General features: G+C 64.9%; 11 protein-coding genes. 9 read left to right on the top strand and 2 right to left on the bottom strand.

Annotation, left to right across the window (positions count from 1 at the left end; all coding sequences use genetic code 11):
- Positions 1-94 precede the first annotated feature (94 nt).
- Together BRAGE_RS0102200 and BRAGE_RS0102195 are read left to right on the top strand one after the other, a co-directional pair.
- On the top strand, positions 95-709 hold the full coding sequence (locus BRAGE_RS0102200) for a DUF1989 domain-containing protein (protein ID WP_051377663.1): 615 nt from the start codon (positions 95-97) through the stop codon (positions 707-709).
- Between the two features lie 28 nt (positions 710-737).
- On the top strand, positions 738-1673 hold the full coding sequence (locus BRAGE_RS0102195; RefSeq protein WP_027560675.1) for a LysR family transcriptional regulator: 936 nt from the start codon (positions 738-740) through the stop codon (positions 1671-1673).
- Here BRAGE_RS0102195 and BRAGE_RS0102190 read toward each other — a convergent pair.
- Positions 1651-2538, bottom strand: a complete 888-nt coding sequence (locus tag BRAGE_RS0102190) for a polysaccharide deacetylase family protein (protein WP_027560676.1) — start codon at positions 2536-2538, stop codon at positions 1651-1653. The genes BRAGE_RS0102195 and BRAGE_RS0102190 overlap by 23 nt on opposite strands.
- 21 nt (positions 2539-2559) lie before the next feature.
- Entirely contained in the window at positions 2560-3231 is a 672-nt protein-coding gene (locus tag BRAGE_RS0102185) for an FMN-dependent NADH-azoreductase (protein WP_027560677.1), read from the bottom strand.
- A 265-nt stretch (positions 3232-3496) separates the two neighbouring features.
- Between BRAGE_RS0102185 and BRAGE_RS47630 the strand changes: the two genes are divergently transcribed.
- The 7 genes from BRAGE_RS47630 (at position 3497) to BRAGE_RS0102150 (ending at position 12461) form a co-directional block, all read left to right on the top strand.
- Positions 3497-4963 carry a purine-cytosine permease family protein gene (locus BRAGE_RS47630; RefSeq protein ID WP_051377662.1) on the top strand — a complete coding sequence of 489 codons (1467 nt, stop codon included), beginning with the start codon at positions 3497-3499 and terminating at the stop codon, positions 4961-4963.
- Between the two features lie 130 nt (positions 4964-5093).
- Positions 5094-6662 (top strand): DUF4403 family protein, encoded by a 1569-nt coding sequence (locus BRAGE_RS0102175; protein WP_027560678.1) that lies wholly within the window; start codon positions 5094-5096, stop codon positions 6660-6662.
- Positions 6663-6760: 98 nt separating this feature from the next.
- A complete protein-coding gene (locus BRAGE_RS0102170; RefSeq protein ID WP_027560679.1) occupies positions 6761-7870 on the top strand; it encodes an ABC transporter ATP-binding protein in 1110 nt (369 codons plus the stop codon).
- A 47-nt stretch (positions 7871-7917) separates the two neighbouring features.
- Entirely contained in the window at positions 7918-8976 is a 1059-nt protein-coding gene (locus BRAGE_RS0102165) for an ABC transporter substrate-binding protein (RefSeq protein WP_027560680.1), read from the top strand.
- 22 nt (positions 8977-8998) lie between these two features.
- Entirely contained in the window at positions 8999-10261 is a 1263-nt protein-coding gene (locus BRAGE_RS0102160; protein ID WP_027560681.1) for an ABC transporter permease, read from the top strand.
- Positions 10258-11085, top strand: a complete 828-nt coding sequence (locus tag BRAGE_RS0102155) for an ABC transporter permease (RefSeq protein ID WP_027560682.1) — start codon at positions 10258-10260, stop codon at positions 11083-11085. The genes BRAGE_RS0102160 and BRAGE_RS0102155 overlap by 4 nt, the downstream gene beginning before the upstream one ends.
- Before the next feature lie 164 nt (positions 11086-11249).
- Positions 11250-12461: an ABC transporter substrate-binding protein gene (locus BRAGE_RS0102150; protein WP_027560683.1), complete on the top strand. Its 1212-nt coding sequence runs from the start codon at positions 11250-11252 to the stop codon at positions 12459-12461.
- The last annotated feature ends 8 nt before the right edge of the window (positions 12462-12469 follow it).

The raw sequence follows: 12469 nt of genomic DNA, 5'->3' as shown, positions 1-12469 counted from the left end.
TAGGGAAATCATATATCGGATGTAAGTAATATTATTGGAATTGCATCTCGTCCAATGGTCCCTTCTCGCCACAGAGCGCCTTGAGGAGACTGGCATGAACGAGACTGCAAGGATCGGCCGCAAGCACCCACGACGGATTCCGGCGCGGCAGGGCATCGCGGCGGAAATGGTGGCCGGCCAGACCGCGACCATCCTGAACACCCATGGCAAGCAGGTTGTCGATACCTGGGCGTTCAACGCGGCCGACATGAGCGAGGCCATGTCGATGGAGCACAGCCGCACCGCGATGTTGAAGATCGCCCCGCAAGTCGGCGATACGTTCGTGACCAATCGCCGCCGCGCGATCCTGACGCTGGTCGCTGACACCACGCCCGGCGTCCACGACACGCTGATCGCTGCTTGCGATACCTATCGCTACCGCGACCTGGGTGCAGGCGCCGATCACGCCAACTGCACGAACAATCTCCACGCCGCGCTGGCCGCGATCGGGCGCAAGGCAGCGGAAGTGCCCTCGCCGCTCAATCTCTTCATGAACGTCCCGGTCGGCGCGGATGGCACCCTCGAGTTCCAGCCGCCGACCAGCGAGGCCGGCCAGTATGTGAGCTTCCGTGCCGAGATGGATCTGGTCATCGTCTTCTCCGCCTGCCCCCAGGACGTGACGTCGGTCAACGGCATGGAGCCGACCGACGCGCATTTCCTGATCGATTGATCGCACCAGGCCGCCCGGGAGAAACCCCATGCGCAAATTACCGCCCCTCAATGCGATCCGGGCGTTCGAAGCCGCCGCCCGTCATCAGAGCTTTACGGCTGCCGCGGCCGAGCTGTGCGTGTCGGTCACGGCTGTGAGCCATCAGGTCCGGCAACTGGAAGCGCTCTTGAAGCGGAAATTGTTCGACCGCCGCGGACGAACCGTTGCGTTGACATCCGAAGGGCGGGCGATCTTTCCGTTGCTGCGGGACGGCTTCGATCAGCTCGCGAATGCCTTTGCCGGCATCCAGCCCCGCGCCGGATCGCAGGAGATCACCCTCTCCACGACACGCGCCTTCGCGGAACGATGGCTCGTTCCGCGGCTGGAGCAGTTCAGCGCGCGGTGTCCGGCCATCATCGTGCATATCGACGCCACGGAAGACATCGTGACCCCGGGCACGCGCGGCGTTGATCTCGCCATCCGCTACGGGCGGTCGGACACTGCGGAGCCAGCTGCCGTTTTGTTCGAGGATAGCTATATCGCGGTCGCCGCCAGCGGAATCTGTCCGCACAACGTCGCCTCGCCCCGCATCGACGACTTCGCAACGCGGTCGCTGCTGGCCTTTCGCTGGAAGAACCCGGCGCTGGAGTTTCCCGCATGGTCGGGCTGGCTCGCCGTCGCGCCGCGCGGCCGGCGCGCCAATTTTGCCATGTCCTGGTTCAGCGAAGAGACGCTGGCATTGCATGCGGCGGAGCGCGGGCTCGGACCGCTGCTTTGCAGCGACGCACTGGTGGACGATCAACTCCGTCAGGGGACCATGCGCCAGATCGAAGGACCCGCCCTGCCGGGCTTTGCCTTCAGGCTGTTGGAAGGCGCTTCGGTCGGCCGGCGCAAAGCGGTGGCCACCTTCACCGACTGGCTGCGCGCGGAAGCGGCAAGCTTCCGCGCGCGATCGTGGGCGCTCAGGGAACCACAGGCTGCGTGAAGTAGGGCAGCCTCTCGACACGAACCTGGTAGGTCCCGGCGTTCACCAGCGCGTCGACATGGGCCGCGATCTGCTCGAGCGTGGCGAACCAGACCTTGCGGTTGGCGAGGACATCCTCGAGCCAACGCTCGACCAACCGCCAGCGTGCGAGCCTCCCGGTGAGGAAGGGGTGCCAGATTCCCATCCAGAATCCCCCCGCCTCGTACTGTGCCTCGAATTCCTCGAACGAAGCCGCAAGCCCCGCGCTCGGCGATTGCACCGGCATCATGTAGCCGATCTCGGCATAATGGGCGAAAGGCGGCCAGTCGTCCGCACCCCAATGCGGCGGCATCTCGTAGAGCTTTCCCTTCTGCGTTTGCATCAGATACGGAATGTCGTCGGCCATCAGCGATGAATCATAGCTGAAGCCGTGCTCGATCAGCAGTTCGAGCGTCGCTTGCGTCGCATTGTAGAGCGGCGCGCGGTAGCCGCGCGGCTTGCGCCCCGTCATCGCGACGTGGGTGCGGAGCGCTCGTTCGAAGCGCTCGCGTTGCAGATCCGGCCCGATCTCGGCCGGGTCCTCGTGAATGTAACCGTGGTGGCCGATCTCGTGCCCATCCTTCAGGATCGCCTCGACGGCGGCGGGATAATTTTCCATCGTCCAGGCCGGCATGAAGAACGATTGCTTCAGGCCAAGCCGCCGATACGTCTCGAGAATGCGCGGCACGGCGACCGTCGGACCGTATCGCCCCATCGTGATCGGATAGAGCCGGTTGTAACTGTCCTGGGGCCGCGCGACGTGGATGAGACTGTCCGCGTCGACGTCCAGGGTGATCGCGCAGGCGCACCGGGCACCGTTCGGCCAGGGAATGGGATTGGCTATCATGCTCGCTCTGCCGCTCTCGCTTCACTCGGCCGCAAGCCTATCATCCTGACCGACCCCGAGACACTGATCGACCAGCACGGGGATGGCGGCAAGCGCATCGGCAAGCGACTGCCGGTGGCGCTCGTCATCGAACTCCTGGTAGTCGACGGCAATGACATGGCTCTCCTTCACGCCGAGATAGTGGGCACAGGTGAAGATGTGGGTCTCCAGGTGATTCATCCGCTCGCGCACCCCGCCGGGCCCGAAGCCGAATTCGCCGCGGGAGCTGAGCACCACAAGGGTCTTGCCACTCATGACGGGCTCGAGTGGAAAATCGCCGCGCGCAAGATCGAAGCTGAATGTCTGGCCGATCCGGATCACCTTGTCGAACCATGATTTCAAGCCCGCGGGCATGCCGTAATTGTACATCGGTGTGCCGATCACGATGACATCGGCGCGATCGAGCTCGTCGATCAGTTCGTCCGACAGGCGAAGCTCCTCGTCCTGATCCGGCCGGCGCGCTTCGGGCGGCGTGAAAGCGGCGACGACCCAGGCTTCCGTCACCAGGGGCGGCGGATTGCGGCCGACGTCCCGCGCCAGGACCAGTGTTTCGGGCTCGCGCTCGAGCCAATGTTCGACAAAAGCCTTGGACAGGCGGCGGCTGATCGAGCGCTCGCCGCGCACGCTGGCATCGATGTGCAGGATTGTCGTCATCACGGACCTCCGATTGTGCTGCATCCGGCGGCAGCATTGCCGATCGCACGCCAGAGGACGATTGACGATATCGGCAGCGGGCTTGAGAAAAACTCAAGATCAAAGCGGTGGCCTCGCCGCACGCAGGCCGAGCTGCTTGCCGTGCACTGCCGATGCATGATGCTGCACTTCGGCTCATCCAGGCTTGAGTATTTCTCATTAACGCGCGGGATCGCTTGTTGCTCAGATGCCTCCTCGCCCAAGCAAGCACAACAATGGAGGAAACATGTCGACCGAGCCTCAATCCGCCCTGCCCGAACACCAGATCGGCTTCGATGCTCACGGCATCGAGCCGGTCCCTGCTGCGCACCGCACGTCCACGGCAACGGACCAGTTCTGGATCTGGGCCGGCGCCAACATCGCGCCCATCAACTGGGTGCTCGGCGCTCTCGGTATCCAGCTCGGCCTCAGCCTGCTGCAAACGCTTGCCGTGGTCGTGGTCGGAAACCTGCTCGGCGCCACCCTGTTCGGCATCTTCTGCTTGATGGGGCATCGTACCGGCGTCCCGCAGATGGTGCTCGGCAGGCTGGCCTTCGGCCGCCGCGGCGCCGGTCTGCCGGCGCTCGCGCAGGTCCTCATGCCGATGGGATGGGTCGCGACCAACACGTGGATCGTGCTCGACCTCGCGGTCGCCGCCCTGGAACGGATGGGCGTAAACGGCTCGACCGAGCTGAAATATCTGATCGCCGCCGCCGTCATGGTGCTGCAGGTCGGCATCGCTGCCTGGGGCTTCAATGCGATCCGGCAGTTCGAGCGCTACACCATGCCGGTGATCCTGGCGATCATGGCCTTGATGACCGTGCTTGCGTTCTGGCGCGTGGATATCGTCTGGCACGGCTCAGGAACCACGGATGCGAAGACCTTCGCGGCGATGACGCAGCTCATGACTGCCATCGGCATCGGCTGGGGCATTTCGTGGCTGGTCTATGCCTCGGACTACACCCGCTTCGCCAGGCCGCAACTCAGTGCAGGCAAGGTGTTTGGCGCGACGTTTCTCGGCATGTTCGTTCCCACCGTGTGGCTCGCCTTGCTCGGGGCAACGATCGCGTCCGGCGGAGCAGGTTCCGACCCGGCCCAGCTTGTCGTGGCGACATTCGGTGCCATGGCGCTGCCCGTGCTGCTTCTGCTGCTGCACGGGCCGATCGCGACCAACATCGTCGTGATCTACTCGGCGGCGCTGTCGAGCCTCGCGCTCGATATCCGCTGGCCGCGCTGGACCATCTCCGTGATCTCGGGCGTGATCGCGTCGCTGATCCTCTGCCTGTTCCTGCAGTCGGGCGACTTCGCGCACACCTTCGACAGCTTCATGGTCGCGCTGGTGGTCTGGATCAGCCCTTGGGCAGGGGTCACTCTCGTGGACTTCTTCGTGATCCGCGGCGGGCGCGTCGATCTCGGCGAACTCTACGCCTCACCCGAAACGAGCCGATACGGCAACGTCAACTGGGCCGGCATGCTCTCGTTCGCAATCGGACTCATCGCGGCCTGGCTCTTCCAGATGGGGACGATCGCCGCGATGCAGGGGCCGCTCGCGCTGTGGGCTGGCGGCGTCGATCTTTCGTGGCTGACCGGCATGGTGGCGGCCGGCGCGAGCTATGCAGTGCTTTATCCGCTGTGCGGGCGGGCCATCGAAAACCTCGGCGCAGGGTCAAAGCTCGGCTCGCTCTCGGGCGAAGCCAAATCCACCTCGGTGTGATGGGCGGAACATGTGTTAACGGCACGGTCGCGGCCGTTAACACATTCGCCCCAATTCCGACCCATCGGTGCGCTCTAGCGCCCTCCTCGCCCGCCCTGTAAAATCCCCGCCGGGGCGGCTTGGGGGATTGATGCGTCTGACGTTGAATCTGAAGACTATCCTGATCGCCGTGGCGGTGCTCGCGGCGTCGTTCTTCATCAGCCTGAAGGCGATGGACTTCCTGTCGCCGCGCGCGACCAATCCGGCGCCGCCGGTCGCGCAGCTGCCGCCGCTGTCGCCGGTCGCGAAGAGCTCGATCGTGGTCGCGCCGGTCGCGATCGCGCTGTCGGCGATCCGCGAGCAGGCCGAGCGAGCCGCGCCGCGCAATTTCGCCGGCAAGGCCGACAACCCGATCTCGCAGATCCTGGAGAATGCCGACATCGGCTGGTCCGCCGTGCGCGGCCCGATGGCGGCCACCGGCGACAAGGACGTGCTGACGATCTCGACGCCGCTCAGCGGCAAGCTGAACGTCACGGGCTCGCTGTCGTCCAAGGCCACCGGCGCACTCGGCGACGCGCTCGGCAGCGTGCTCGGCGGTGACGCGGCGAAACGGATCGGCGCGGTCAACATCAAGAACCTGAACGCCAGCGCCGAGATCAAGGGCAACGTGGTCGTCACCTCGCGCCCGAAGCTCGCCGCGGCCTGGCACCTCGAGCCCAATCTCGGCGCCCAGGTCAATCTCGGCGACACCAACCTCAACGTCGCCGGCGCCAAGGTCAACGTTCCCGCCCAGGTCAAGCCGCTGATCGACAAGAATGTCGGCGAGCAGATCAACGCCGTCTCCGAGCGCATCCGCAACGATCCGTCGCTGCGGGAGAATGCGAAGCTGCAATGGGCCAAGGCCTGCCGCTCGATCCCGTTGCAAGGCTCAGGCAGCTCGGCCGCGCTGCCGCCGTTGTGGCTGGAAATGAAGCCGACCCGTGCCATCGCGGCGCAGCCGCGCGTCGATGCGCAGAACGTGACACTGCTGCTCGGCCTCGAGCTCGAGACGCGCGTCACCTCGGCGCCGTCCAAGCCGGACTGCCCGTTCCCCGAGAAGATCTCGATCGTGCCGCCGACCGGCACCGGCGTGAACATCGGCGTGCCGATCGACGTGCCCTTCACCGAGATCAACAAGCTGATCGCGGCCCAGATGGTCGGCCACACCTATCCGGAGGACGGCTCCGGCCCAGTGGACGTCACCATCAAAAGCGTCAACGTGATCCCGTCAGGCGAGCGCCTGCTGATCTCGCTGCTGGTTCGCGCCAAGGAAAAGAAGAGCTGGTTCGGCCTCGGCGCCGAGGCGACCGTGCACATCTGGGGCCGGCCGATGCTCGACCAGGCCCAGCAGACGCTACGGCTCGCCGACATCCAGCTCGCGGTCGAATCCGAGGCGGCCTTCGGCCTCTTGGGCGCCGCGGCGCGCGCGGTGGTGCCGCAGATGCAGCAGGCGCTGGTCCAGAAGGCGACGCTCGATCTGAAGCCGATCGCCGCCAACGCCCGCGAGAAGATCGCAGCCGCGATCGGCGACTACCAGAAGAGCGAGGACGGCCTCAAGGTCGACGCCAAGATCGACAGCCTGACGCTTGCCGACATCGCCTTCGATTCCAAGACGCTGCGCGTCGTCGCGGAGGCCGGCGGCTCGCTCAACGTGTACGTGACCAAGCTGTCGGGGATGTAGCGCACCGGCCCCACACGCCTCCTCGTCGCTTGCGCCGCTGGCATTCTCGCCGGAGGATGCTAGTCTCGCGGCACTGTAGGGGACAACGCGAGGACAACATGGAAGCCGGCATGGTCACACCCGCGCCGGCACTGGTGCGGTTTTCCGGCATTCAGAAGACCTATGATGGCGAGCACCTCGTGGTGAAGAACCTCGATCTCGACATCAAGAAGGGCGAGTTCCTCACCCTGCTCGGTCCGTCGGGCTCGGGCAAGACGACCACGCTGATGATGCTGGCCGGCTTCGAGGTTCCGACCCAGGGCGAGATCTACCTCGCGGACCGGCCGATCAAGAATGTGCCGCCCCACAAGCGCGACATCGGCATGGTGTTCCAGAACTATGCCCTGTTTCCGCATCTGACGATCGCGGAGAATATCGCCTTCCCGCTCTCCGTTCGCAAAACCGGCAAGGCCGAAGCGCAGGAACGCGTCGGCGCGGCGTTGCGCATGATCAAGATGGAAACCATGGCGCAGCGGCGGCCCGGGCAGCTGTCCGGCGGTCAGCAGCAGCGCGTCGCGCTGGCCCGCGCGCTGGTCTTCAATCCGCAGCTCGTGCTGATGGACGAGCCGCTCGGCGCCCTGGACAAGCGCCTGCGCGAGCAGATGCAGCTCGAGATCAAGCAACTGCACGAGACGATGGGCATCACAATCGTCTACGTCACCCACGACCAGAGCGAAGCGCTCACCATGTCGGACCGCATCGCCGTGTTCAACGACGGCATCGTGCAGCAGATCGACAGGCCCGGCGCGCTGTATGAGCGTCCGGTGAACAGTTTTGTCGCCCACTTCATCGGCGAGAACAATGTGCTCGCCGGCACCGTCGAGACGATCGACAAGACCTATTGCCGGGTTGCGCTGGCCGGTGGCGGCGTCGTGACCGCGCGCGCGGCAAACGTCTCAGGTGCGGGCGCATCGACGTCCCTGTCGGTGCGGCCGGAGCGGATCGCTATCGTCGCGGATGGCGCCTCCAGCGACGGACCGAACCGACTGCCGGCCAGGGTGCAGAGCACGATCTATCTCGGCGACCACGCGCTGGCCGTGCTCGATGTCTCGGGGAACGCCGAGTTCATGGTCAAGTTTCAGCCGGGTGCGCATGACAGCCTGACACCCGGCGAAAACGTCTTCGTGACCTTCCGCCCGGAGGACTGCCTCGCCCTCGATCCCGTTTGATCCAGCGATCACCTCAACGCAACGCACATGAAGAAGGAACAAGGACCATGCTGAAGCGCAAGATTGGCAAGATTGCTCTGGGGTTCGCCGCGGCGTTCGGCGCCAGCGCTGCGCTGGCGACGGTCGCGCAGGCGCGTGACCTCACCGTAGTGTCGTGGGGCGGCGCGTATCAGGATGCGCAGAAGAAAGTCTATTTCGAGCCCTTCAAGAAGGCTGCCGGCATTGCCATGAACGACGAGTCCTGGGACGGCGGCGTCGGCGTGTTACGCGCCAAGGTGCAGGGTGGCGCAGCCACCTGGGACGTCGTCCAGGTCGAGAGCGACGAGCTCGCGGTCGGCTGCGAGGAAGGCCTGTTCGAGAAGATGGACTATTCAAAGATAGGCGGCGAGGCCGCCTATATCCCGCCGTCGGTCAACGCTTGCGGCGTCGGCGCCATCCTCTACGATTTCGTACTCGGCTACGACAAGGACAAGCTGAAGGACGCCCCGAGCGGCTGGGCAGACTTCTTCGACACCAAGAAGATCCCGGGCAAGCGCGCTTTGCGTCAGGGCCCCAAGACCACGCTTGAGATCGCGCTGATGGCCGACGGCGTCGCACCGAAGGACGTCTACAAGGTGCTGGCGACCGACGAAGGCGTCGAGCGCGCCTTCAAGAAGCTCGACACCATCAAGAGCGACATCGTCTGGTGGAAGGCCGGCGCGCAGCCGCCGCAACTGCTCGCTTCCGGCGAGGTGGTGATGACCTCGGTCTACAATGGCCGCATCGACACCGCGAACAAGAACGAGAAGAAGAACTTCGGCATGGTGTGGGACGGCGCGCTCTTCACCCTCGATAGCTGGGTCATCCTGAAGGGCAGCCCGAACAAGGACGCCGCCTACAAGTTCCTGGATTTTGCCGGCAAGGCGGAGAACCAGTCGAAGCTGTCGGAGAACATCGCCTATGGCACCTCGAACAAGGACGCCGCCGGACGGCTTGCGCCCGCCGTCCTGAAGGACCTGCCGACGGCGCCTGACAACATCAAGAACGCGGTCGAGATCAACGTGGGCTTCTGGCTCGAGAACATCGACCGCCTGACCGAGCGCTTCAACAAATGGGCCGCGAAATAGCGCACCCTGCAGGGCTCAACCAATGACGGACGCGCTCCTGACCGGCGCCAATGCGTCGACCGAGGTGTCGCTCAAGCGCCGATTGAGGCGTGCGGAGCGGACACGTCAGGTCAAGGCATTGGCGCTGGTAGCGCCGCTTCTCGTCTTCCTGCTCTTCACTTTCGCCGGACCTATCATCGGAATGCTGTGGCGCGCGGTCGATGACCGGGAGGTGCGCCAGGTTCTGCCGCAAACCATCGCGGCTCTCGCCAACTGGGACGGCAAGGACCTGCCGGACGAAAAGACCTATGTGGCGCTGGCAAGCGACATCCTGGCGGCGCGCGCCTCCGGCACCATTGCGATCGCGGCCAAGCGGCTCAACTACGCACTGAACGGCTTTCGCACCATCCTGACCAGCACGGCGCGCAATCTGAAGGCGATGCCGGAAACAGGCACGGCGAAGGAAACGCTGGTCAAGATCAATCCGGCCTGGCGCGAACGCACGACATGGACGACGATCAAGGACGCCGGCGGCCCCGTCACCGGCTTCTACTTGCTCGCAGCGCTCGACCTGACGCGGAACGCGGACGGCGCGATCGTCGCCGCCCCGCCGGATCAGGCCATCTATCGCGAGATTTTCGCCCGCACCTTCCTCATCAGCCTCGGCGTCACCGCGCTCTGCCTGCTCCTCGGCTTTCCGGTCGCCTACCTCTTGGCGACGTTGCCGCCGGGCCGGTCGAACCTGCTGATGATCTTCGTGCTGCTGCCGTTCTGGACCTCGCTGCTGGTCCGAACCTGCGCCTGGATCGTGCTGCTGCAAAGCAAGGGTGTCGTGAACGACAGCCTGCACTGGCTCGGCATCATCGACGAGCCGCTCCGCCTGATCTACAACCGCTTCGGCGTCTGCGTGGCGATGACCCACGTGCTGCTGCCGTTCATGATCCTGCCGCTCTACAGCAGCATGAAGGCGATATCGCCAGCCTACATGCGGGCCGCCGCCTCTCTCGGCGCGGCGCCCCTCACCGCCTTCCTGCGAATCTATTTGCCGCAGACCCTGCCCGGCATCGGCGCGGGCAGCCTGCTCGTCTTCATCCTGGCGCTCGGCTACTACATCACGCCGGCCCTCGTCGGCGGCGCTGCCGATCAGATGATCAGTTACTTCATCGCGCTCTACACGACCGAGACGGCCAATTGGGGCCTCGCGTCGGCGCTGGGCGCGGTGCTGCTGCTGGCCACGCTTCTGCTCGCGCTCGTCTACGGCAAGCTGGTGCAGGGCCAGCAGGTCACGGGAGGCATGAAGAATTGAGCGACAATCCCTCACTCCGCACGCCCAGCCAGCGCATCGCATGGACCGCGACCGTCGCCATCTCCACGCTGGTCTTCATCTTCCTGATCGCTCCAATCTTGGCGATCATGCCGCTGTCCTTCAGCTCGGGCTCGTACCTCACTTATCCGCTGCCGGGCCTCTCCTTGCGCTGGTACGACGACTTCATCAATTCACCGCGCTGGATGAATTCGCTGAAGAACAGCATGATCATCGGCATCGCCTCGACGCTGCTGTCGATGTTGCTCGGCACGCTGGCCGCGCTGGGGCTCGCGCAGTGGAAGAGCCGGTTCAAGCCGCTGGTGCTGGCCTTCGTGCTGTCGCCGGTCGTCGTGCCCGGCGTCATCACCGCGGTCGGCCTGTACTTCTTCTTCGCGCCGATCGGACTGACCGGCAGCTATCTCGGCTTGATCCTGGCCCACACCGCGCTGGCGACGCCTTTTGTGGTGATCACGGTCGGCGCGACGCTGCAGAGTTTCGATACCAACCTCGCACGTGCCGCCGCCTCGCTCGGCGCCTCGCCGCTTCAGGCGTTCCAACGCGTGATCCTGCCATTGATCCTGCCGGGGCTCGCGTCGGGCGCGCTGTTCGCCTTCGCGACCAGTTTTGATGAAGTGGTGATCGTCCTGTTCATGGCAGGTCCCGAACAGCGCACCCTGCCGCGCGAAATGTTCAGTGGCATCCGCGAGAACATCAGCCCGACCATTACGGCCGCGGCGGTGATCCTGACGACAGTCTCGATCATCCTCCTCGCCACCCTGGAAGGCCTGCGCCGTCGCAACGAGCGGCTCAAGGGCAGCGCCTGATAACTTCTCCCTCTCCCCGCAAGCGGGGAGAGGCGAATGGAACACCGGCCGCCCCTTCTGATTTTGCATTCCGCTACGGCGCGCACCGCTTAGCTGCCGCGACCGTTTGTCGCTACAACGGTCCCGCAACAAAACCCAAACAACAACGCTGAGGGAGAAACACCATGCAAAAACTCATCGCCGCCGTGGCGGCCGGTCTCGCGCTTGCCGCCACGTCTGGCGCGGCGCAGGCGCAGATTTCCGACGATGTGGTCAAGATCGGCGTGCTTACGGACATGTCGAGCCTCTATGCCGACGCAACCGGCAAGGGCTCGCTCGCCGCGGTCGAGATGGCGGTTGCCGATTACGGCGCCAAGGTCGCCGGCAAGCCCGTGCAAGTCGTCGCCGCCGATCACCAGAACAAGCCCGATGTCGGCGTCAACGTCGCCCGCAACTGGTATGACAACGAGAAGGTCGATGCGATCTTCGACGTGCCGACCTCTTCGGTGGCGCTGCCGATCTCGGCGCTGACGCGCGAGAAGAACAAGATCAACATCAATTCCGGCGGCGGCTCCTCCGACATCACCGGCACCGCCTGCTCGCCCAACACCGTGCATTGGACCTACGACACCTACGCGCTGTCGAACGTCGCCGGCAAGGCGATGGTGAAGCGCGGCGAGGACACCTGGTTCTTCGTCACCGCCGACTATGCCTTCGGCATGGCGCTCGAGCGTGACGCGGCCAATGTCGTCAAGGAAAGCGGCGGCAAGGTGCTCGGCGACGTCCGCCATCCGCTCAACTCCTCGGACTTCTCCTCCTTCCTGCTCCAGGCCCAGGCCTCCAAGGCCAAGGTGGTCGCGCTCGCCAACGCCGGCGGCGACACCACCAATGCGCTGAAGCAGGCGGCCGAGTTCGGCCTGACCCAGGGCGGTCAGAAGATGATCGCGCTGCTCCAGGAGATCACCGACACGCATTCGCTCGGCATCAAGGCGACGCAGGGCCTGATCGTCACCGATGCCTTCTACTGGGACATGAACGAGGAGACGCGGGCCTTCTCGAAACGCTTCAACGAGAAGGTCGGGCACATGCCGACCATGATCCAGGCCGGCCTCTATTCGGCGACCATGCACTATCTGAAGGCGATCGACGCCATCAAGACCGACGAGGCGCCGAAGGTGATGGAGCAGATGCGCAAGACGCCGGTGAACGACTTCTTCGCCAAGAACGGCAAGATCCGCATCGACGGCCGCATGGTCCACGACATGTATCTGTTCGAGGTCAAGAAGCCCGAAGAATCCAAGGGCGAGTGGGACCTCTACAAGCTGATCGCCACCGTGCCCGGCGACGAAGCCTTCCGTCCGCTCGACAAGGGCGGCTGCCCGCTGGTGACGCACTGAGCGATGCA

It is taken from the genome of Bradyrhizobium genosp. SA-4 str. CB756, assembly GCF_000473125.1.
Lineage (GTDB): Bacteria > Pseudomonadota > Alphaproteobacteria > Rhizobiales > Xanthobacteraceae > Bradyrhizobium > Bradyrhizobium arachidis.
This window is presented reverse-complemented; position numbering and strand designations above follow the sequence as displayed.

Excerpts from the sequence above, each read along its gene's own strand:
- BRAGE_RS0102200 (WP_051377663.1), top strand. The coding sequence starts at position 95 with ATGAACGAGACTGCAAGGATCGGCCGCAAGCACCCACGACGGATTCCG.
- BRAGE_RS0102195 (WP_027560675.1), top strand. The coding sequence starts at position 738 with ATGCGCAAATTACCGCCCCTCAATGCGATCCGGGCGTTCGAAGCCGCC.
- BRAGE_RS0102190 (WP_027560676.1), bottom strand. The coding sequence starts at position 2,538 with ATGATAGCCAATCCCATTCCCTGGCCGAACGGTGCCCGGTGCGCCTGC.
- BRAGE_RS0102185 (WP_027560677.1), bottom strand. The coding sequence starts at position 3,231 with ATGACGACAATCCTGCACATCGATGCCAGCGTGCGCGGCGAGCGCTCG.
- BRAGE_RS47630 (WP_051377662.1), top strand. The coding sequence starts at position 3,497 with ATGTCGACCGAGCCTCAATCCGCCCTGCCCGAACACCAGATCGGCTTC.
- BRAGE_RS0102175 (WP_027560678.1), top strand. The coding sequence starts at position 5,094 with ATGCGTCTGACGTTGAATCTGAAGACTATCCTGATCGCCGTGGCGGTG.
- BRAGE_RS0102170 (WP_027560679.1), top strand. The coding sequence starts at position 6,761 with ATGGAAGCCGGCATGGTCACACCCGCGCCGGCACTGGTGCGGTTTTCC.
- BRAGE_RS0102165 (WP_027560680.1), top strand. The coding sequence starts at position 7,918 with ATGCTGAAGCGCAAGATTGGCAAGATTGCTCTGGGGTTCGCCGCGGCG.
- BRAGE_RS0102160 (WP_027560681.1), top strand. The coding sequence starts at position 8,999 with ATGACGGACGCGCTCCTGACCGGCGCCAATGCGTCGACCGAGGTGTCG.
- BRAGE_RS0102150 (WP_027560683.1), top strand. The coding sequence starts at position 11,250 with ATGCAAAAACTCATCGCCGCCGTGGCGGCCGGTCTCGCGCTTGCCGCC.